The sequence below is a fragment of the Bacillus mycoides genome (assembly GCF_001757995.1).
Taxonomy (GTDB): domain Bacteria; phylum Bacillota; class Bacilli; order Bacillales; family Bacillaceae_G; genus Bacillus_A; species Bacillus_A mycoides_B.
Genome location: NZ_LXLV01000026.1, coordinates 44656 through 67047, shown reverse-complemented (window position 1 = coordinate 67047; position 22392 = coordinate 44656). Strand labels below are relative to the sequence as shown.

Sequence of the window (22392 nt, the reverse complement as noted above, 5' to 3'; positions counted from 1 at the left end):
ATAAGTATTTTATGTTTTTTTATATAAAATACGGTATGTGAAATTATCAATCTACAAAAATAAAAATGCCCTTTCAGGCATCCTTATTTTTGTAAGTACTCTTTCATAACGTAGTACAATACAGTTATTAATACAATCGCTACAAAAAACGCGAATACGGCTACAACATACCCGTCTTTATTTAATAAAAAACATATGGAAATAGATATTATAAAAATCGGAAACACGAGACGCACTTTATCCTTCACTTCTTCCGTCGTATCTGTATGATGAAAATACTGTGTAATTCCTACCATAAGAGATGACAAAATAATAACCGACAATAGTAAAGGTCCTGGCATTCCGATCTCTCCTTTCTCTATTTCTAATTATATACAAACCCCACGCCCTTTAAAAGTTAGATAATTCAGCTTTTTAACCTTTTCTACATCCACTCTTTAATGTATTGTTACGCCACGTATACTAACTCAATATAAGTTATACATATAATAGCGCCTTCAACACTATGATTTCAAATAATTGCGCTTACAGTAATGTTGTAATATTCCTCTTCATTCTCTGAAATCCTGCAAATATAACTCGCCAAAATATGCGATAAATAATAACACTAAGCACCTAATTTAGACAAAAATTATAGAGGACATTCCAACATGTATCAAGAAATAAGAATAGAAAGATAAGTAAGGGAGGATTTATTATGACTGAACACGTTTTATTTTCTGTTAGCGAAAACGGCGTTGCATCAATTACTTTAAACCGTCCAAAAGCACTCAATTCTTTATCCTATAACATGTTACAGCCCATTGGGAAAAAACTTAAAGAATGGGAGCAAGATGAGCGTATTGAACTCATCGTTTTAAAAGGAGCTGGGACGAAAGGTTTTTGTGCAGGTGGTGATATTAAAACGCTATACGAGGCACGTTCTAACGAAGTTGCATTACAACATGCAGAGCAGTTTTTTGAAGAAGAATATGAAATTGATACATTTATTTATCAATACAAAAAACCAATTATCGCTTGTTTAGATGGGATCGTAATGGGTGGTGGTGTCGGTCTGACAAATGGAGCTACGTATCGAATTGTAACAGAGCGTACGAAGTGGGCAATGCCTGAAATGAACATCGGTTTCTTCCCTGATGTCGGTGCTGCTTATTTCTTAAATAAAGCACCTGGATATACTGGTCGATATGTTGCTTTAACAGCATCCATTTTAAAAGCTCCTGATGTATTATATATTAACGCTGCTGATTACTTTATGACATCAGATTCATTACCAAATTTCCTTACCGCACTTGAAAATGTAAATTGGAAAAAAGAAGATGTACATACTCATTTAAAAGAAGTTATTCGTACATTTGCAACTGCTCCAAACATAGATGGCAATCTTTCTTCTTCATTAGAAGAAATTAATTCGCATTTTGCATTCGATACAATTGAGGGAATCATTCAATCGTTAGAGAAAGATCAAAGTCCATTTGCCCAAACAACGAAAGAAAAGCTATTATCAAAATCCCCTGTTTCATTAAAAGTAACATTAAAACAGTTTATCGATGGCAAAGAGAAGTCCGTTGAAGAATGTTTCGCGACAGATCTTATACTCGCTAAAAACTTCATGAGACATGAAGATTTCTTTGAAGGAGTACGCTCCGTTGTAGTTGATAAAGATCAAAATCCAAATTATAAATATAAACAATTAAGTGATGTTTCAGAAGAAGATGTAAATCGTTTCTTTAACTTGCTTAAAGCTTAAGCATAGAGACCATATATAGTAGCTCATTCTCAGCTACTGTATATGGTCTCTTTTTTCATTAAATACATTTAAACAAAATTTAATTCAATTTAACCAAAATCTGTGCTAAACTAACGTTAATCGAATTTTCTAAAAACAAAATAGAAAGGCGGATACATTATGGAAAATTATTTTCTATTTATTATTATGTCCATTTGTCTTATTATTTTACCTGGTCCTGATACAGCAATGGCTACTAAAAATACATTGGTTGCTGGCAAAATAGGCGGTGTAAAAACAGTTCTCGGTACATGTGTTGCACTTTTAATTCATACTTTAGCAGCTGTAATTGGTCTTTCAGCACTTATTGTAAAGTCTGCTCTTTTATTTTCCATTTTTAAATATGTTGGTGCTCTTTATTTAATCTATATTGGTATAAAAGCCCTATTAGCAGTAAGAAACAAAGCAGATGAAAATAAAAATGACATCCCTATGAATAATGGCAATGAACATACTTCTTGCTTTCGCCAAGGATTTCTTACAAATTTATTAAACCCTAAGGTTGCAGTGTTCTTTTTAACCTTTTTACCACAGTTTTTAAATCCAAATCATAATACATTTATACAACTGCTCGTTATGGGGCTTACTTATCTCATTTTGACAGTCATTTGGTTTGCCTTTTATATATTTTTAATTGATAAAATTAGTGCCTTTATGAAAAAACCGAAGACACAGCGTTATATTCAAGGGATTACAGGAATTGTCTTAATTGGGTTCGGTATTAAATTAGCATTTGAAAAAAATAATTAATACACAATAAAAAAGCCACTCTAAAGAGTGGCTTTTTTATGTAACAAATTACATACTATTTATCCCGATTGGTGCGGGCTAATAATCTGTGGGGGATGGAGAAAACCCCTACTGATTAAAGTTTCACTATATTAAAACCAACGCTCAGTTACAACTTTTTTGCGTGTATAAAATTGAACGCCGTCCGTACCGTTTGTACCAAGATCTCCGAAGAAGGACGCTTTATTTCCTGCAAATGCGAAGAATGCCATTGGTGCTGGAACATTTACGTTTACACCAATCATACCAGCATCAATATTGTCACGGAATGTTTGTGCGTGCTTACCACTTGATGTATAAATAACAGCACCATTCGCAAATTTCGATTGATTTGTAAGTTTAATACCTTCTTCTAAATCTTTTACTCTCACAATACTTAATACTGGAGCGAAGATTTCATCTTGCCAAATTTTCATTTCTTGATTTACACCATCAAAGATCGTTGCACCAACAAAGTAACCTTCTCCAACTTCTTCATTAATCTTGCGGCCATCTACTAATAAAGTTGCCCCATCTGCTACACCGCTATTAATATAGCCTAAAACACGTTCTTTATGAGATTCACGGATTAACGGTCCAACGTAATTATCTTCGTGGAAACCATCCCCCACTTTTAGTTTTTTCGTCTCTGCTACTAGTACGTCAATGAACTCATCAGCGATTTCATCTACTACCGCTACGACTGAGCATGCCATACAACGCTCTCCACTACTTGCAAACGCAGATCCAATTACACCTTGTACTGTTTTCTCAAGGTTGCAATCCGGCATAACAATCGCATGGTTTTTCGCACCTGCTAACGCTTGTACACGTTTACCATTTTTTGTACCTGTTTCATATACGTAGCGTGCCACTGGCTCAGAGCCAACAAACGAAACTGCTTGAATATCTTTATTTTCTAAAATACTATTTACAACATCTTTTCCGCCTTGTACTAAATTTAATACCCCTTTTGGAAAACCAGCTTCATAGAATAACTCTACAAGTCGCTCTGCTAAAAGTGGCGTTCTTTCAGATGTTTTTAATACGAATGTATTACCGCAAGCAATTGCAAGTGGGAACATCCATAATGGAATCATCATCGGGAAGTTAAACGGTGTAATACCCGCAACAACTCCGATTGGGTAGCGCCAAATCGATCCATCAATTCCACTAGCAATATTCGGAAGAGCTTGTCCCATCATTAAATTTGGTGCTGATGTTGCAAGTTCTACCGCTTCAATACCACGCTGTACTTCACCAGTTGCATCCGTTAGCGTTTTACCGTTTTCTAGCGTAATGATTTTTGCAAGCTCATCTTTATTTTTTTGTAACAGTTGTAGATATTTGTATAGTTGTCTTGAACGATTTGGAACTGGCACTTTAGACCATGTTTTATATGCCGCTTTTGCCGCTTCAACAGCTTTTTCAACATCTTCTTTTGGAGAAAGTGGAACGTAAGCAATGATTTTTCCAGTTGCCGGATTCGGAACCGCTTCTACTTCCGTACCAGTAGATTCTACCCATTCGCCATTAATATGATTTTTCACTCGTTTAATTTCAGTTGTAATCATTATATTCTCTCCTTTTTTATCATGGTTTTTATATGTGCACTATTTTTGATTAGAAATTAATTGTTCGCTAACTTTCTTATATAAAGCAGCCATATCGTTTTCACCATATCCTGCCTCACTCGCTTCTTCATATACGTTTAATAGCATCTCACTTACTGGTAAGTGAAGTTCACTTTCTTTAGCTAAATCTACCGCAAATCCTAAATCTTTCTTTAATAAATTTACAGTAAAGCCAGGCTCATAATTTTCTGATGCAATGAAACTTTTATAATTACGCTCATAAATTCTACTTTGACCGTAACTTACATTTAAAATATCAAACATTTTATCTAAATCCATATTGTTCTTTTTCGCTAATGTTAAAGCTTCACTCACACCAGCTGTATAAAAACCAATTAATAGATTGTTAATTAATTTAACAGTGGTACCGCTATCAATCTCCTCACTGACATGGAAAACATTCGCTCCAAGTACTTCCATGACAGATTCAGTTTTCTCATATACCTCTTTTGATCCACCAACCATAAACGTTAATGTACGGTTTTCTGCACCAATTACCCCGCCACTAACAGGCGCTGCTAAAAAGTCTACTTTCTTTTCTTTCGCCGACTCATCTAGCTGTTTGTTTAATTGTGGAGATACTGTACTTGTATCAATTAAAACTACATTAGAGTGACTATTTTCAAATAACCCTTCTGCCCCAAAATATACCGCTTCAACAGCACGAGGTGATGGTAAGCTTGTAAAAATCACATCGCATGTCTCTGCTAGTTTCGAGATTGATAAACCGATAATTCCACCTTCTTTTTCAAAAGAAGCTTCGGCTTCTTTATTCAAGTCCACTCCGTATACTGTGTAACTTGATTTAACTAAATTTTTAGACATTGGAAGACCCATGTTACCTAAACCGATAAAACCAATCTTTTTCATATCGCTTTCCTCCTATTTACACAATATATTTTCCGCGATTTATAATAACTTTCGCAATTTCTCTCTTTTTCGTAAATACGTTCGTGTATAAAGGCACTAATAATTGACGGATTTCAGCTAATATTTCTTGTCTATTTTGTTCTTCTGCGACAGCTGCTGAAAGAATGGAAATCGCAGCTTCTTCTACTTTACGATATCCTTCTTCACAAATAACATCTGTTATCATTTGCTTCGTACGCTCTTTTTCCTCGCCATTTTTACTTATTGCTTTCCTCGTACGTAAAAATGCTGATTCCATGACGTACACGTCCGTCAACATATTTGATAATACGCGTGAATATTCTTGCTCTTGCTCAATTTTTAAGCCTGGAGTTTTAGAGAGCGTTTTCAAAGATTGTTTCAACAATTTTTTCGATAATAAAATGTAACGATGGTTTCTTTCTACATTTGATATATCACTTTCTACTACATGATCTTCAATTTGCTCGAATTGTTTCATTAACATTTTAGCAACTGTTAATCTATTAATTTCGTTCGTCCCTTCAAAAATACGACTAATTCTAGCATCACGATATAAACGTTCTACTTCGTATTCTTGCATATAACCGTATCCACCATGAATTTGTACAGCCTCATCTACGATATAAGCAAGTGTTTCAGAAGCGTTCACTTTATTCAGTGCACATTCAATTGCAAATTGGGACATTTTTTTCATAAGGTCCTCATCACTCTCATGAATTGCTTCATCAATTACACCTGCTGTACGGTAAGCTGCACTTTCTGCTCCATATGTAGAAATAATCATATTGGCAATTTTCTCTTGAATCATCGTAAAGTCCACTAATTCAGTTTGGAACTGTTTTCTCTCTTTTCCATATTGAACCGACAAACCGATTGCTTGTTTTGCTGTTCCAATATTTCCAAAAGCAAGTTTTAGTCTAGCGAAGTTAAGAATATTAAGAGCTACGTGATGCCCTTTCCCAACTTCCCCTAAAACATTTTCAGCAGGGATAACAACATCTTCTAAAATAAGCGTCGCTGTTGAAGAACCTTTAATCCCCATCTTCTTTTCTTCTAATCCTATTGATACACCTTCACATGTTCTTTCGACAATAAACGCTGTCATTCCTTTATTTGTCTTCGCAAAAACAACGTATACATCTGCCATATGAGCATTTGTAATCCACTGCTTCTCACCGTTCAACTTCCAAGCAGTACCCTCTTCATTCAATACTGCACTCGTTTTTGCACTTAATGCATCAGAACCAGCATTTGGCTCAGTTAAAGCATAAGCCCCAATCCATTCTCCCGATGCGATTTTTGGTAAATATTTTTCTTTCTGTTCTTTCGTTCCGTAATATATGTAAGGCAATGTACCGACACCGGCGTGTATATTAAAAGAAACGCTAAATGCACCAGCGTAACCCATTTTCTCTGCTACAAGACCTGAGACAGCCTTTCCTAACTCGAACCCGCCATAATCTTCTGGTACCTCAATGCCTAATAATCCAAGTTCCCCTGCTTTCTCAAATAATTGACGAGAAACTTTATAGTTATGTTGTTCAATGTTCTCAATTTGTGGAACAATTTCTTGTTTAACGAATTGTTCTGTCGTTTTTGCAATTAAATCTTCATCCCCTGAAAAATCTTCTGGTGTAAAGAAAGTATTGTTCACATCTTTATTGAGTGAAAAAAATTCATCCCAAGGTAACTTCGTTTTCTCCATCTGAATCCCCCTATCATTTCGGCCTTCATTGCTCTTTGCATATGCTCGTCTACGATGAGTGGAATATCTTATTATTGAAAACAGAAGGCGATGAATTTTCACATCAAGCAGTTCGTTTTGCCAAAGATGTATTCTCATCGCCTTAGTTGTTTTATCTATTGATCCTCTGATAATACTGTTTTTGCAATTCCAGTATCTAATTCTTCAAAGTCATGATATGAAATTGTTTCATATAGCTCGCTTCTCGTTTGCATATTAGAAAGTGCATCTTTTTGAGAACCAGTCTCTTTAATTAGCGTGAATACATTCTCATATGCTTTTGCAGCAACTCGAAGCGATGTTACTGGATAAATCACCATTTGGAAGCCCATATTAGCAAATTCCTCTGCACTATAATATGGTGTTTTCCCAAACTCAGTCATATTTGCTAGTAAAGGTGCATTCACTTTGCTAGTAAATAAACGGAATTCTTCTTCCGATTGAAGCGCTTCTGGGAAAATTGCGTCTGCACCTGCTCTAACATATGCATTCGCTCTTTCAATCGCAGCATCTAGTCCTTCTACACCGCGAGCATCTGTGCGTGCTACAATATATAAGCTTGGCGCAACTTCTTTAATCGCTTTAATTTTTTGAACTAATTCTTCTGTAGTAACAAGTTTCTTACCATTTAAATGTCCACATTTCTTTGGTAATTGTTGATCTTCAATTTGAACAGCCGCTACTTTTGCCTCTACCATTTCTACAGCTGTTCTCGCTACGTTTAGTACTCCACCAAATCCTGTATCAATGTCCACAAGAACTGGTAAATCTGTAGCTCTAACTAGATCTCTTGCTCTTTCAGCTACTTCAGTAGATGTCACGATTCCTAAATCTGGTAGCCCTTTACTTGCAGTGTAAGCTGCTCCCGATAAATAAAGAGCTGAAAAACCTGTATTTTTCGCAACAAGAGCCGCCATTGCATCATGAGCACCTGGAATTTGCAAAATTTCATTTGCTTCTACTAAAGCTCGGAAGCCATTCGCAAGCTCCTCTTGTGTTGACTGTTTATTCACAACCCAAGCCATTCTAAATTCCCCCTATTATTAAATTAAGAATAGATCTACAAATTCGTTTACATTCATATTTTCTAGTTTTTCTTCATTTAAACAAACTTCATGAATTTGTTCTTGTTGCTTACTAGAATAATGACCTGCCATATTTGCAGTGAATTTTTGAACAACTTTTGGAATCGCTTCGTCTCTACGGAAACGGTGACCAAGTGGGTATTCACATTCCACATTTTCTGTTACAGTACCATCTTTATAATGAACTTGAACAGCGTTGGCGATTGAGCGCTTGTTCGGGTCAAGATAATCTAAACTGTACTGTTTGTTTTCAACAACAACCATCTTATTTCGTAATTCATCTAAACGTGGATCATTTGCTACTACATCCTCATAATCGTCCGCAACGATATCTCCTTTTAATAAACCAATTGCTGTAATGTATTGTAAACAATGATCACGATCAGCTGGGTTATTTAATGGACCTTCTTTATCGATAATACGAATTGCTGATTCATGAGTTGTAATTGTAATACGATCAATTTCATCTAATCTTTCTTTAATTTCCGGATGTAATTTCACTGCACATTCTGCAGCTGTTTGTGCATGGAATTCTGCTGGATATGATACTTTAAATAATACATTTTCCATTACATAAGACTCTAGTGGTCTAGCTAATTTTAATTCTTGTTTGTTAAATAATACATCTTGGAATCCCCATCCTGGCGCAGATAATGCTGTTGGATAACCCATTTCACCTTTTAAAGCAGTCATTGCAAGATGAACACCGCGACTCGTCGCATCACCTGCTGCCCATGATTTACGTGATCCAGTATTTGGAGCATGTCGATATGTACGAAGACTAGAATTATCAATCCACGCATGTGATAATGCATTAAAGATTTCTTCACGTGTTCCGCCAAGCATTTTTGCAACTACAGCAGTTGTTGCTACTTTTACGTATAATACATGGTCAAGACCAACACGGTTTAAGCTGTTTTCTAAAGCAAGCACGCCTTGAATTTCATGTGCTTTAATCATCATTTCTAATACTTCACGTACTTTTAATGGTTCTTTTCCTTCTGAAATACGAACACGGCTAATATAATCTGCAACTGCTAAAATTCCGCCTAAGTTATCAGATGGATGTCCCCACTCTGCTGCAAGCCAAGTATCGTTATAGTCTAACCAACGGATCATACATCCGATATTGAATGCACCTTTTACTGGATCTAGTACATAAGAAGTTCCTGGCACACGTGTACCGTTTGGCACGATTGTTCCTGGTACAACTGGTCCTAATAATTTCGTACACTCTGGGTATTGTAGTGCTAAAATTCCACATCCAAGTGTATCAAGTAATACGTAGCGAGCCGTACTGAATGCTTCTGCACTTGTAACCTCTTTATTTAATACATAGTCCGTAATTTCTTCTAATAATGCATCTTTTTGTTTAATTTCATTTGTTTTAATCATGCTATTCTTCCCTTTCTGTCGAAAATTCGTTATTATTAATGATGGGTGTCGGTCAAACACCCATCCGGCGGGCGGCGCTAACAACTCCCCAGTTGTTTTTATTTACTAAATGCATGTCGCTCGCCAATATAATTTACACGTGGACGGAACAAACGATTGTTCGCATGTTGCTCAATAACGTGCGCACATAGTCCTACTGTTCTAGAGCTAAAGAAGATTGGTGTGTACAGTTGAATTGGGATACCAAGCATCCAATATACTGGTGCTGCATAATAATCAAGATTCGGATAAATGCCTTTTTCCTTCTCCATGATTTTCTCTCCAGCTTCACACATTTCATATAGTGTATAATCACCTTTTACATCACATAGCTGTTTTAAAGCTTCCTTCATCATAAGTGCTCTTGGATCCATTTTCTTCATATAAACACGGTGTCCAAAGCCCATAATTTTTTCTTTGTTATATAGTTTTTTCTGTAGTAACTCTTCAAACTTCTCAACATTGCCAGCCTCTAAAAGCATGTACATAACAGCTTCATTTGCACCGCCATGTAAGCTTCCTTTTAAAGATGCAACTGCACCTGTTAGAGCACCGTATAAATCCGATTGTGTTGACGCAATTACACGCGCTGTAAATGTAGAGTTTGGCATTTCATGTTCACTATATAAAACAAGGGAACGATCAAAGATCTTCTCCTCAAGTTCAGTCGGTTTCTTCCCAGTTAACATATAGAAGAAATTCGCACTATATGACAATTCCTGAAGAGGCTCAATTGGCTCCTCATTATTTAAAATATGATAGCTATTCGCTACAATATTTGGCACTTTACTTAAAAGCTTGTACCCTCGACTTTTATTTACTTCTAATGAGCGGTTTTCGATATCACTATCGTAACCAGCTAATGCAGACACACCTGTACGTAACCCATCCATAGGATGCGTTTCTTTAGGCAATGCCTTTAGCACATTAAATACACCTTCTGGCACTGCATATTCTTCTTTTAATTTCTTTTCAATTGTTGCTTTTTCATCCTCATTCGGTAGATGTTCTTCTAATAACAGGTGCACAATGTCTAAATACTCTTTTGTTTTTGAGAGTTCGATTAAATCATACCCTTGAATTACAATTTCACCTTTTACTGTGTCAAGAAACGAAATTTTCGTCTCCGCTGCTACTACACCATCTAATCCCGGGGAAAATTTTTCTTCAGCTTTCATCATTATTTCCTCCAATCCTAATAGATCTTCGTGCACATAACTGTAAGCCTTTACAATACTGTGAAACTACATTTCTATTTCAATGTATCAGAGTTTTTAGAAGATTTCAATTTATTTTATAATGATAAGTTTCCTATACTTTTACCGATGTAATAATACAATTTTTCAAAAATAACTTTCATCTTTTATAAAGAAAGGACGGACATCCGTTTGCAATTTTTTAAAACGAAATATAACAATTATCCATATAATCCCACTAAATATACCTTTAACCTCTTTTTCTTTAACAAATATAAAAAAACGAGCTGCATTCATGCACAGCTCGTTTTTTATAATATTTATTTCATATTCCCATAAATATAATTCTTATATAAAATTTATTTATTTTTAATAAAATTATTATTTTACATAATTAAATTAAATTTCTTCCGTTTCTTTACGATAGCTTACAACTAATTCATAGTTTTGAAAGTACGAAAGATCATCAAAATCTATAAAAATAAACTACCGTCTTTCTCAACTGACACTATTTCCCCATCTAGTTTCTCAGAAACAATTCCTAAAGAATCTCCGAGCTGAATTGAGCTATTTCCTCCGCACATTACAATAAAGTGAAAATTTAATCAATTGGAGTTTTGTTCATCCCCACTGATTATTAGCCTTCACCAATCGGGCGTTTACGGGTAGCAGGGCTTCCGCCTAACTTCTTTGCTCCAGCCGAATTTTGAGATGGGAGTCTTACTGCCCGCAAATAGCGGGATAAATCAAATCGATTCATCATACTTTTATACACAATTCTTCCTTAAACCATCGTAGAGCATCATGTTCAATTGAAATTTTCACCTTCGCTCTTCCTGTTTACGCAAAATCTTTTTTGCCTAATCGTTGTTTTACAAAAATGACAAATATAATTAAAGCTATTAATCCTGAAATTGCACTACCTGCGAATAAAATACGGTAACCAAACATTTGTGAAACAACTCCAAGTAAAATCGCACCTAATCCAATCCCTAAATCAAAAGCGGTAAAGAATGAAGCGTTAGCAACTCCTCTTTTACTAGGATCAACAATTGTCAGCATCGCTGCTTGTAAAGCGGGCTGTGCTGAACCGAATCCAACACCATATAATGCCGCTGCAATCATTACACCTGTCAAACCATTTGAAATAGTTAATACAACTATCGCTAAAATAGTAATACATAGTGCCGGGAGTATGATAAATACTTCTCCATATTTATCTAATAATTTACCTGAAATCGGCCTTACAATTGTTAAGGCAATTGCATATACAAGAAAGAATGTCCCAGGATTCACATCAATTGATGATGCAAATAACGGTAAAAACGTTGTAATTCCTCCATATGCAAATGATAAAAAGAATACAACAATCGTTATTGATAAAACGGATTTTTCAAACAGCTGAATTTTCCCATTTTCTTTTTGTGGCGTGAATGGCATTTTCGTTATTAATGATAATGCGACTGCCATAAAAGATAAAATCGTAGCTAAAAGGAATAGACCATGAAATGAATAATTTTGTACAACCCATAATCCAATCATCGGGCCAATTGCCATCGCGATTGTCATCGCCATGCCATACCAGCCCATTCCTTCACCACGACGTGAATCTGGAATAATATCAGTTATCGCTGTCCCAACTGCTGTTGTAGAAACAGCCCACGTCACTCCGTGAATAACGCGTAAAACAGCTAAAAGGACAATAGTCGCTGCTAAATTATACGAATACATCGTTATCCCAAAAAAGATGAGTCCGAAAATAATAAAAGATCTTCTACCATATTGATCTAACATTCCTCCAATAATCGGTCGTATTACAACCGCCGCTATTGTAAACACTCCCATCATCAGTCCAACTTGTGATTCACTTCCACCTATCTCTTTAATAAAGAGCGGGAGCGTTGGAACAAGTAAATAAAACCCTGTAAATAAAAATAACATCGCGATAGTCATTTGAATAAATGATTTCGTCCATAATCGTTCCATTTAAATTCCTCCATAAACACGTAAAATATTACAATCAACACATCAATTGTATATTTTTCATGTTCCTTGTCCCTCCGCTAATAGACGTATCTTTTCATAATAAATGGTCCACCATCAATTTAAGTTGGTCTTACGACTTTATACCTATGTTTTAAGCAAAAACCCTATATATGTACCTTTATATGTTCTAATAGAATATACTATTTTATTATTAAACTTAGGAGTGATCGTTTCATGTGGGTATCACCAAGAATAATTACTGCGGTTCCGTCAGTTCCTTCAATACATGTCCCCGCCGTTCATACAGCTAGTTCCGATGTTGGTATCGAGCTTCCTGCTGCTTGGCAACAATTCCAAACTCCTGGCCAATTCACCCCTTCTTATTGGAATCATGGTACACATCCTAGTAGTACTGGCTTTTATAACCCAAGCTATCCTCCAATACCTCCGACTCAAATTTTTTATCATTTCCCATCAATTTACTTTCAAAATTTCTATGGTACTTTTAATATTTAAAAAAATTGTAAGAAATCACGACCTTTTTAAATACAAAAGCACTTAAGGAACCGCTTTTTGCGATTCCTTAAGTGCTTTTCAAATACATTATTTATTGTCCATTATTGGCAGGGACTTCTCCTGTGTTCCCGCCAGTAGTTGGTGGCGTTGTTGCTGGTGGGGTTGGAGTTGTATTCCCTTGACCTCCTCCACCGTTATTCGGTGGCGTTGTATTCCCTTGATCCCCACCGTTGTTCGGTGGCGTTGTATTCCCTTGGCCTTCACCGTTGTTCGGTGGCGTTGTATTCCCTTGGCCTCCACCGTTGTTCGGTGGCGTTGTATTCCCTTGGCCTCCACCGTTGTTCGGTGGCGTTGTATTTCCTTGACCATTTCCATTATTTTGTTCATTTTGCTTATTTAATTCATCTTGTTTCTTTTGCTCTTCTTGCTTCTTTAGCTCTTCTTGTTGCTTAAGTTCATCTTGTTTCTTTTGCTCTTCTTGTTTTTTAAGTTCTTCCTGTTTCTTTAATTCTTCTTGCTTTTTCTCTTCTTCAGTTTTTTGCTGTTGATTTTGTTTTGGTTGTTCCGTTGTATCCGGTACGCTCGTATTTGGAGATGAATCACGTTTTTCACCTTTTATACGTAACTCACTACCTTCTTGAATAACACTACTTGGCATTTTAAAGCGTGATTTATCTGTAGCCATCTCGCTCATCATTTCTTTAAAGATCAACTGTGCAATTTTCGTATTTTTACTACTAATATACTCGTCTTTACCATCTTTCGTATATCCAGTCCATACTGCCATCGTATATTGCGGTGTATATCCTGCAAACCAACTATCACGAGTTGCACTTTCTGGAATTCCATATTGTGCTAGTTGTTTTGAAGAATAGTTAGTTGTACCTGTTTTACCAGCTACATCTAAAGAGGCCACATTTGCCGATGTACCAGTACCTGATGTAACTACAGAACGAAGCATATCAGTAATCATATATGCTGTAGAATCCGCCATAACTGGTTTTGTTTTTTGTCCAAAACTTTGTGACTTGCCATCTGGATAAACTACTTTCTTAACAAAATGCGGCTTTGTATACTTACCGTCATTCCCAAATGCCGCATAAGCACCTGCAATTTCAGTTGGTGACGCTTCATTTGTACCGATTGCTGTTGATTCTGTCGGTGCTACATTAAATGTAATACCTAATTTCTCAGAGAACTCTTTCGATTTACTAATACCTACCTCTTTAGCTGTTTTAATAGCTGGGATATTACGTGACTTTGTTAGTGCTTCACGCATTGAGATTGGCCCTAAATGACTTCTATCTGCATTTCTCACTTCTTGGCCAGTTGAATACTTAAATGGAGAGTCATCAATTTGATGATAAGTAGCCCATTTTAAATATTCAATTGCAGGAGCGTAATCAAAAATTGGTTTCATCGTTGAACCAGCTGCACGATCTAATTCAATCGCCATATTATGCCCTTTAAATACTGCTTTATTTTCACCGCGCCCACTACCTATAGCACGAACTTCTCCTGTTTTCGTATCCATAAATGTGAAAGCACCTTGGAATTTATCATTTGGGTAATCAATAATATTTGTATTTAAAATATTATCAGCCAATTTCTGTGCGTTCGGATCCAATGTTGTATAAATTTCTAAACCGTCAGAACCAATATTAGCATCTGGTAGTTCTTTTTCTACTTCTTTCACTACTGCATCCATAAATGCAGTATATGGCATCGCTTGTAGTTCAGCTGCACTCTTAATATTTTTATCCACTGGTACTTTCGATGCTTCTTCCATTTCTGCCTTTGTAATATAACCATGTCGATTCATTAAGTTTAATACAGTATTTCTTCTCTCTGTTGCCCTTTGAACATTTTCTGGTTTCGATGGATCATAGTTATTCGGCGCTTTCGGTAAACCAGCTAGCATCGCAACTTCTGGTAATGTTAAATCTTTCAATTCTTTACCGTAGTAGTTTTGTGCTGCTGTTGCGATTCCATATGAACGGTTACCTAAATTAATTTTATTTAAATACATCTCTAATATTTCATGTTTTGAATATTGTTGTTCTAGCTTATACGCTAAATATATTTCCTGAACCTTACGTTTTGACGTTTTTTCCATCGATAAGAAGTAGTTTTTAATAACTTGCTGCGTTATCGTACTTCCACCTTGTGAACCGTAATCTCCTTTAAGACTAACTAAAACTGCACGAGCAGTACCTTTAAAATCCACACCGCTATGTTCATAAAAACGTGCATCTTCTGTCGCTAAAAATGCTTCTTCTACTAATTTAGGGATTTGGTCATACGTAACATTCGTTCTTTTTTCTTTCCCATATTCATATACCAAATTCCCGTCTTTATCATAAATTTTTGAGGATAACGGATTAACAAGTTTTGCTTTCTCAAGTTTTGGTGCATCCTTTATCATAACGAAAAAGGTAGCAACCCCTGCCACTAAACCTACAATACCAAGTAGTAAACAACTGATTAAAAATTTACGAAAAAACGATGTTTTACCTTTTGGTTTTGTTTTTTTAGAAGTTGGCTGTTTTTTCTTTTGAACTTGTCGTCGCTCCTCTCGAGAACGATAATTTTCTGACATGTTACTTTCTCCTGCCTTTCAATTCTCCCGTTGATTTACTTGAAAATATTGAGGTCACTTTCCCAAATACATTTAATCAAGAAAGTATATTGACCTGGAGCATTCAATATTTTCCCAATTCACAGATTATACATTTTAGAATACTTCTTATACAAACTATTTTCACTTCTATTTTTTCTAATAATACTGCCCCTTAAAGCATAGAATGTAAGAAGTGAATTTTTAATACCTCGTATAAATAATATACCTTTTTTTCAAATGGTCAATATTTTCTTATTTATAAATCAAAGGTGAAATAAAAATAGCACAACGATATGTACTTCGTGTGAACTTCCTTATAATTACGTATAATGAACATTTGATATATTACATATAAATATAATACCTCTTTAATTATTAGGATTTCAACACGACAATCCCCTTATCTACAAGAAACCATCTAAAATGAAACATAAGGAGTTGCGTAATGATGAAGCTATCTCCCGTTATTTCAAAAAATGTAGTTGCTGTTGGCTATAATCCTTTTTCTATGATTTTACGTATTCAACTAAAGAATGGTATGTATGATTTCTTTAATGTGCCAGAAAGCATTTACACCGGTTTATTAAACGCACACTCTAAAAGTTATTATCATAATACTTATATTAAAAATTCTTACCGCTATACTAAAATTTAAACTTGATTGGCATACAAAAAAGAAAGGCGAATCAAATCCCCTTTCTTTTTTTGTATGTTTCCACTCGCAATTTACCTTCTATTTCTTTTATTAATTTCATCGTACGCTTGAACTTGTCTTTTAAGTCGCCTGTCGGCTTTTTTATCATGTACGACAAGAACTGCATGTATCGCTCCTGGAACCCAAAAAATTAAGGTTAAAATGAAATTAATAATCGCTTGAAACGGCTTTCCGCAAAATAAAACAGCTACCGGCGGAAGTAGAATTGCTAATAAGTACATCATGTCTGAAAAACTCCTTAATGTTTATTTTTCAATTCTTACCCATCCATCTCCTATACTATCAAACCTATGAAATCATGTTATTTCTAAAGACGTATATAAGAACTCATCATTACAAAAATCAAATATAATAGTATAACTAAATGAAGAGCCTCTCACTAACGTTAACAAGCTATTTTCACCTGTTCGTTTATATGTATATTCTACGCCTATATGAAAAAGCCTACAAAAAGAATTATCACATCAATCTTGTCCTACTTCTAAAATTGAAATACTCCAAACTTCATTTAAATGAGTATTTCATTGCCTTTTCTTAGATTCCAATCTTTGTTCCTCTACTATTTCTGTTAATCCAATTGCTGAAATTACAGTACCTATTGCCTGTATCCAAATACCTATTAGCCCTATTATACGTTGATCTTCTTTATCTATATTACTGTCTTCATTTCCCTCTTCTTCTTTTGATATATTGTGAATACCTTCATATGCTTGTAATCCTGCACCTAAACTTTGCATTGAATTCCCTAATACAATAATCCACTGTATTCCATTTATCTCATTCAATGCTACTTCTACTCCTAAAAAAGCTCCAATTGATTGCAAACTATTTCCAGTAATTATAAGGAAATCATTTTCTTTTATTTGTTCATTTAGATTAAAATACGTTCCTATTACATTAGAAATATTACCTAAAGCTAATAACTCAATCCCCGTTTTCGCTAACGCTTTATTTTTATTATCAATAGTTACATTTTGCTTCTCACATTTATCTTCATCTTTCACATCAATAGTTGCTATAATTTGTAATATATATCCGAGGGCTTGTAATGAACTCCCTACAATAACAAGATCCGACTCAATCTTTTCTTCTCCTGCAAACCCTCTAGTTGTTCCAATAGCTGCTATAAGATTTCCTCCTACTTGAAACCATGCCCCTGTCAATTCTAAATCGCGTAGGTTCATTTCGCATCACCTATATTTAAATTTTCTAGTACTTTCGAAACAAACAAATATCACCTTTAATTCATTATTTTATTTTTTATATGTAATTTTGTGCATCACATAATGTATTAATAATACAAAAGAGCACCTTTCAGGCGCTCTTTTTGACAAGGGCTTTCTCGATAAATGTCTAATTTGCAAATGCTTTTTACATACTTCAATATATGCTTGTCCTTCAAAAATGTGCATATTACATTTAATACCTATCTAAATATTAAATGTATACCGGACATGTCAATGAGTCTCCGTTTTTATCTATTGATATATTTAATATATAATGAATTGCTTTATGTGACCACATTTCAGGTGTAGGAGATTCTTTTACATATTGAGGTGCACATAAGTGAAGCATTGGAGTGCTAATACTTCCACCTGGATCTAAAGCAACTACGGCCATGCCATTTGGCAGTTCCATTGCCATTGACTGCGTGATACCTTCAATAGCAAACTTCGAAGCACAATATGGCGCAAGTTCAGCCTCGCCTTCTCTTCCCCAACTAGAGCTCATATTAATAATAATTCCTTCTTTCCTAGCTATCATCGCCGGGACGAACGCCCTAATGACATTTACTACCCCGTTCACATTTACACTCATTACACTTTCAAATTCTTGAGCGGTAACTTTCCATAGCGGTGCATTTTGATTAACAATCGATGCATTATTTATTAACATATCGGGAGCCCTATACCTATTTAGAATACGACTTGCCCATTTACTAACTTGGTGATGATTTGAAACATCAATTATTTGAAAATCATGTGAAGCACCGTAATATTTATTAAGCTCTTCAATTTTATTTTTTGAGCGTCCACACCCCGCTATGTTCCATCCCAATTCATGAAACCTATCAACCATTGCACGTCCTAACCCTTGCGTTACTCCAGTAATAATTACAAGTTTTCCAATGTCTTTTCGCTCCAACTTCATCTCCTCCTTTCAATTTAATATTACTCTTTTTATTCTTATTCAAATTCTCACTTAAGTATCAATTCATTTCATACTTTAGAAGTATTTTTGATACTACATATTACAAACAAAAAGAGTAACCATCATGATTACTCTTTTTGTTTATATCTTTATTATTTTTAAATTGTATCTTCTCTCTCCTACATTTCTCACATCGATAAATATAGGCTACACCTTAATGAAAATATATTTATGTTTATGGTTCGATTTATCCAAATACTTCTCAATCCACTTTTTCAACTTGACAGAGCCCAGCTCTATCCAAGCAGTTCTACCTAGTCTTAAACACGCTTTTATTTAAATTCTCAATCTCATTTTGCAACTTTTTAAATTGCTCAAAATGCATTGTTATAGATTGAATACTATTCCTTTCAACATTTTGCTTCACTAATAAAACGCCTGTATCGTGAAAAATCGCTTCAAGTTCTTTCCTTATAGATACTTTCGTAATATATGCTGTTTTAATTGCCGATAAAATTGCTATTTCATTAGGACAAAATGCTTTTTCGATCAATGTAACATCATTACTATAAATAAAAGCAACAAGTTTACTTGATTCTGCATCTGTTAAATCCACTGTTTTTACAACATTATCCATTACATTTTGCCTCCTTTAATTCCGTATATATTAATTATTCAAATTTATTCTTTTAAAAATTCAACTCTTCGTTAATTTTAACATACTTTTTGCTCGATTGATTAAACAAAGCTTCAACCATTTTTCTATTCCGGAATATTTGTCAAATGAACCAATTAGACTATACCTTCATATAGTAGTGCAAACAATTACTTATAAAGTAGGTGAAAATTATGCCCTCAGTTGTGGGGAATTTAGTTGTACAAAATAGTAACGGATCTTTCAACTTAGGTGATTTCTACAACGTCTCTCCAAAAGAGAATACGAAAGCTTATAACGGCTCTGGCGCATCTAACGTTGGTTTCGTAGTGAACACTTTTAGTGGGGTTAGCGCGACTAATACATTTGATTCTGATTTAGCAGATCAAAACCAAGTTGGTACGGCCTAACCAAGTCTGTAATCATTTTTGTATAACATTTTTAAATTTGTCTATACTATACTCAGGCTGATAAACAGCTATCGTCGATTTTTTGAGTACCAATCTTTTCTCCCTTTCCCTGGGACTAAGCAGCTAGCTTGCATCTAGCTGCTTTTTCATTTAGTTCTTCAAAAAAATTAGATTTTTACAGGCAGCCTGACCCACAGCCGAATTTTGAGGTGTGAATCTACCTGTCCGCAAATAGCTGGACAAATTAAAGAAGCTAAACTTCAAAATCCAGCTTCTTTTAAGTTACATCAATTATGTCCCTTGCAGCAAATATATATGTTTTATAAAATGCATCTGTACATTTTACAATTTGTTGAATTGGATTTATATGAACCACTGTCATATAACTTGTAAGTATGTATCCTTCTTCAAAATATGTCACTAACATCTCTTCTTCAGACAATAATGAAGTTAATAATTTGTCTGAAATACTTTCTTTCACTTCATTCGTTAATAACGGCCTTTTGACTTTTAATTTCTCTCCAATAATTTTTCTCATACTTAATAATTGTTCCGACATTACTGTAAACGGAACCCACTCTCTTCCTTTTTCCTGTATCTTTACATAATTCATTTTCTTTACTCCTCAATTTTCTATATCTATCCATTCATAAGAATAGAAATTTCACTTCTAAATACACTTTATCTATCTCTTATTTAATATGTAGCGTAGCTTTCAAATTCAAAACTATTTATGAATTTGTAGAAATCTCCACTTCCAAAAGAACACTTGTTCTAAATATACACGAACGAACGTTCTTTCGGAAGTGCAACATGTAAATTTTTCAAACAAAATGCAACTTTAATCTATGAAGTTTATTCATACTCATTGATTACTCCCTTTTATTAATCAACTTTCTTTGCACTTCCTATCGCACCATAGAATACATGCTGCAACAATAAAAGCGACTCCACCTAATGTGAAGTCGCTTTTATTGAACTAATTATATTTCTAATTTTACTTTTCTATCCTAACCATCGTTCTTTCTGGAATACAAATTTCAGCTATATCTCATTAACCATCCTTTAACAAAAGCATATACTTTTATTATGAACGAACTCACAAAGCTTTAGAAACTTATGATGTAAAACAATTCATTCCTCATAAGTTTCATACATATCGACAATTACTACCATTTATCCCGCTATTTGCAGGCTAATAATTAGTGAGGACGAACAAAACTCAAATTGATTAATATTTCACTTTCTTTATTGAATAAGTTTAGGTTGCATAATAATATGTAATTCTCTCTCTGTTTCTGTTTTTTTCGGATTTCGATAGTATTCCAGTTTATATTCTAATACTTCATACTCAACCATCCCAATCTTTATCCCTTTTGTTTCCTTTAATACAGCTAATAGAACGCTTATATTTTCATTAGATGATTCAAAAATTTTCCCTCCGCCTTCTCTCTTAAAAATAACTTTCATATATTCTCCCCCAAGTTAATTTAATAATCTAGTAAATATAAAAATATTCATCCTATTTTAATAAATAATTCATATCATCATTAAGAACATCCTTTTGTAATAAATGTTCAACATTTCACTTCCTATAAAGTTAATTTATACTCCAATAAATATGATATGTACCATTCTTTAAATTATGTCCTCTATTCAATTTCTAAGAAAATATATTTAGTTTATATTTAACAAAATTAATTAACTAAAACATTATCATTTCAACATTTTGCGAAGTAATTACTTATTCCTTTTTATTTACACCAAAATTTTCTATTGTAATTCTTAATATTTAAATGTAATATTGTATTGTCTTACTATCTATTTATAACTCACACACTAACGAGAAAAGGGAACTCTATATGAGTTCCCTTTTCTATTGAAAATTAAAAAACAGAAATATAGCACTATGCTAAATCTCTGTTTTTCTTCTAAACTTTACTTCTCATCTAAGAATTTAAATGTATCTTTAAATTCATTATCTGTTACTTTAATATCCGCTTCTTTCAATAGATCATTGATTACTTGTTGTTTCCATTTACCTGTCGCATCTTGTAGTCTATGTTGTTCTAAATCTTTTCGAATCGAATCTTTCACTTCATCAAATGGTTTCAATTCTTTTTTATCCGTCACTTTTATAATATGATAACCAAAAGATGTTTTTATTGGCTCACTTACTTGTCCTGCATCTAATTTATACGCCGCTTCCTCAAATTCTTTCACAGTTTGACCAGGAGCAAAACCAGCTATTTCTCCGCCCTGTTCCTTTGAACCAGTATCTTCCGAATATTGTTTCGCTAAAGCAGTAAAATCTTCACCATTATTTATTTTCTCTTTTACTTCTTTCGCAGTTTTTTCATCTTTCACTAAAATGTGACTTACCTTCATTTCTGGTTTATGGTTATCTTTCACATCTTTATCTGTGACAGTCGCTCTAATCGCTTTCTCAAGTGCAATTTCTGGCTTCATTCTCTCTTTTAATTCATCTTCATTTTTTAATCCTACTTGCTCTAAAGCCACTTTAAACTTGTCACCCATTTGTTCCTTCGCTGCTTCTACTTGTTTTTTAGCTTCTTCATCTGAAACTTCATATTTATCTAGCAATGCCTTATTTAACATCATTTGAGATAAAGTACTTTTTCCATATGTTTGCCTTAACTCTTTACTTAACTCTTTCTCTGTCACGTTTCCTACTTTTGATGTTGCAACATTTTCTGAGGAACCACACGCAGACAATGTTAGCGCCACACACGTAATAATAGTTCCCATAAATAGCTTTTTCTTTTTCAATTCAAATA

General features: G+C 34.4%; 21 protein-coding genes and 1 pseudogene. 5 read left to right on the top strand and 17 right to left on the bottom strand.

Annotation, left to right across the window (positions count from 1 at the left end):
* Positions 1–83 precede the first annotated feature (83 nt).
* Complete coding sequence (locus BWGOE10_RS11170; protein WP_001119412.1) at positions 84–341, bottom strand: hypothetical protein; 258 nt, start codon at positions 339–341, stop codon at positions 84–86.
* Positions 342–697: 356 nt separating this feature from the next.
* On the opposite strand from BWGOE10_RS11170, the gene BWGOE10_RS11165 reads away from it, so the two are divergent.
* Positions 698–1750 (top strand): enoyl-CoA hydratase/isomerase family protein, encoded by a 1053-nt coding sequence (locus BWGOE10_RS11165; RefSeq protein WP_070142528.1) that lies wholly within the window; start codon positions 698–700, stop codon positions 1748–1750.
* A 156-nt stretch (positions 1751–1906) separates the two neighbouring features.
* Positions 1907–2539 carry a LysE family translocator gene (locus BWGOE10_RS11160; protein ID WP_098786321.1) on the top strand — a complete coding sequence of 211 codons (633 nt, stop codon included), beginning with the start codon at positions 1907–1909 and terminating at the stop codon, positions 2537–2539.
* A 131-nt stretch (positions 2540–2670) separates the two neighbouring features.
* On the opposite strand, the gene BWGOE10_RS11155 is transcribed toward BWGOE10_RS11160, so the two are convergent.
* The 8 genes and pseudogenes from BWGOE10_RS11155 to BWGOE10_RS11125 all read right to left on the bottom strand — a co-directional run bounded on the left by BWGOE10_RS11155 (position 2671) and on the right by BWGOE10_RS11125 (position 12527).
* The gene (locus BWGOE10_RS11155) at positions 2671–4131 is read right to left on the bottom strand and encodes a CoA-acylating methylmalonate-semialdehyde dehydrogenase (protein ID WP_070142525.1); all 1461 of its coding nucleotides are present in this window, start codon (positions 4129–4131) and stop codon (positions 2671–2673) included.
* Positions 4132–4170: 39 nt separating this feature from the next.
* Positions 4171–5061: an NAD(P)-dependent oxidoreductase gene (locus BWGOE10_RS11150; protein ID WP_070142522.1), complete on the bottom strand. Its 891-nt coding sequence runs from the start codon at positions 5059–5061 to the stop codon at positions 4171–4173.
* A gap of 16 nt (positions 5062–5077) precedes the next feature.
* Positions 5078–6787, bottom strand: a complete 1710-nt coding sequence (locus BWGOE10_RS11145) for an acyl-CoA dehydrogenase family protein (protein ID WP_070142520.1) — start codon at positions 6785–6787, stop codon at positions 5078–5080.
* Between the two features lie 155 nt (positions 6788–6942).
* Positions 6943–7851, bottom strand: coding sequence for a methylisocitrate lyase (gene prpB / locus BWGOE10_RS11140; RefSeq protein ID WP_070142518.1), 909 nt, complete (start codon positions 7849–7851; stop codon positions 6943–6945).
* 18 nt (positions 7852–7869) lie between these two features.
* Positions 7870–9306, bottom strand: a complete 1437-nt coding sequence (gene prpD, locus BWGOE10_RS11135; RefSeq protein WP_070142516.1) for a 2-methylcitrate dehydratase — start codon at positions 9304–9306, stop codon at positions 7870–7872.
* Positions 9307–9404: 98 nt separating this feature from the next.
* The gene (gene mmgD, locus BWGOE10_RS11130) at positions 9405–10526 is read right to left on the bottom strand and encodes a citrate synthase (protein WP_002099992.1); all 1122 of its coding nucleotides are present in this window, start codon (positions 10524–10526) and stop codon (positions 9405–9407) included.
* Between the two features lie 414 nt (positions 10527–10940).
* Positions 10941–11134: pseudogene (locus BWGOE10_RS33350) on the bottom strand (cytoplasmic protein); the annotation flags it as partial.
* A gap of 247 nt (positions 11135–11381) precedes the next feature.
* The gene (locus BWGOE10_RS11125) at positions 11382–12527 is read right to left on the bottom strand and encodes an MFS transporter (protein WP_070142514.1); all 1146 of its coding nucleotides are present in this window, start codon (positions 12525–12527) and stop codon (positions 11382–11384) included.
* A 234-nt stretch (positions 12528–12761) separates the two neighbouring features.
* Between BWGOE10_RS11125 and BWGOE10_RS11120 the strand changes: the two genes are divergently transcribed.
* Entirely contained in the window at positions 12762–13043 is a 282-nt protein-coding gene (locus tag BWGOE10_RS11120; protein ID WP_070142512.1) for a hypothetical protein, read from the top strand.
* Positions 13044–13134: 91 nt separating this feature from the next.
* Here BWGOE10_RS11120 and BWGOE10_RS11115 read toward each other — a convergent pair whose 3' ends face one another.
* Entirely contained in the window at positions 13135–15642 is a 2508-nt protein-coding gene (locus BWGOE10_RS11115; RefSeq protein ID WP_070142510.1) for a transglycosylase domain-containing protein, read from the bottom strand.
* 466 nt (positions 15643–16108) lie between these two features.
* On the opposite strand from BWGOE10_RS11115, the gene BWGOE10_RS11110 reads away from it, so the two are divergent.
* On the top strand, positions 16109–16318 hold the full coding sequence (locus BWGOE10_RS11110) for a KTSC domain-containing protein (RefSeq protein WP_070142508.1): 210 nt from the start codon (positions 16109–16111) through the stop codon (positions 16316–16318).
* A 71-nt stretch (positions 16319–16389) separates the two neighbouring features.
* Here BWGOE10_RS11110 and BWGOE10_RS11105 read toward each other — a convergent pair whose 3' ends face one another.
* The 4 genes from BWGOE10_RS11105 to BWGOE10_RS11090 form a co-directional block, all read right to left on the bottom strand.
* Positions 16390–16602, bottom strand: a complete 213-nt coding sequence (locus BWGOE10_RS11105; RefSeq protein WP_002065263.1) for a YqaE/Pmp3 family membrane protein — start codon at positions 16600–16602, stop codon at positions 16390–16392.
* 297 nt (positions 16603–16899) lie between these two features.
* On the bottom strand, positions 16900–17562 hold the full coding sequence (locus BWGOE10_RS11100; protein ID WP_070142506.1) for a DUF6944 family repetitive protein: 663 nt from the start codon (positions 17560–17562) through the stop codon (positions 16900–16902).
* A gap of 253 nt (positions 17563–17815) precedes the next feature.
* Positions 17816–18523: an SDR family oxidoreductase gene (locus BWGOE10_RS11095; protein WP_070142504.1), complete on the bottom strand. Its 708-nt coding sequence runs from the start codon at positions 18521–18523 to the stop codon at positions 17816–17818.
* 316 nt (positions 18524–18839) lie between these two features.
* A complete protein-coding gene (locus BWGOE10_RS11090; protein ID WP_070142502.1) occupies positions 18840–19166 on the bottom strand; it encodes a hypothetical protein in 327 nt (108 codons plus the stop codon).
* Positions 19167–19378: 212 nt separating this feature from the next.
* On the opposite strand from BWGOE10_RS11090, the gene gerPF reads away from it, so the two are divergent.
* The gene (gene gerPF, locus BWGOE10_RS11085; protein ID WP_001141569.1) at positions 19379–19594 is read left to right on the top strand and encodes a spore germination protein GerPF; all 216 of its coding nucleotides are present in this window, start codon (positions 19379–19381) and stop codon (positions 19592–19594) included.
* A gap of 277 nt (positions 19595–19871) precedes the next feature.
* On the opposite strand, the gene BWGOE10_RS11080 is transcribed toward gerPF, so the two are convergent.
* The 3 genes from BWGOE10_RS11080 to BWGOE10_RS11070 form a co-directional block, all read right to left on the bottom strand.
* A complete protein-coding gene (locus tag BWGOE10_RS11080; protein ID WP_070142500.1) occupies positions 19872–20207 on the bottom strand; it encodes a YolD-like family protein in 336 nt (111 codons plus the stop codon).
* A gap of 635 nt (positions 20208–20842) precedes the next feature.
* A complete protein-coding gene (locus BWGOE10_RS11075; RefSeq protein ID WP_002157948.1) occupies positions 20843–21064 on the bottom strand; it encodes a hypothetical protein in 222 nt (73 codons plus the stop codon).
* A gap of 468 nt (positions 21065–21532) precedes the next feature.
* Entirely contained in the window at positions 21533–22384 is an 852-nt protein-coding gene (locus BWGOE10_RS11070; protein WP_070142498.1) for a peptidylprolyl isomerase PrsA, read from the bottom strand.
* Between the last annotated feature and the right edge of the window lie 8 nt (positions 22385–22392).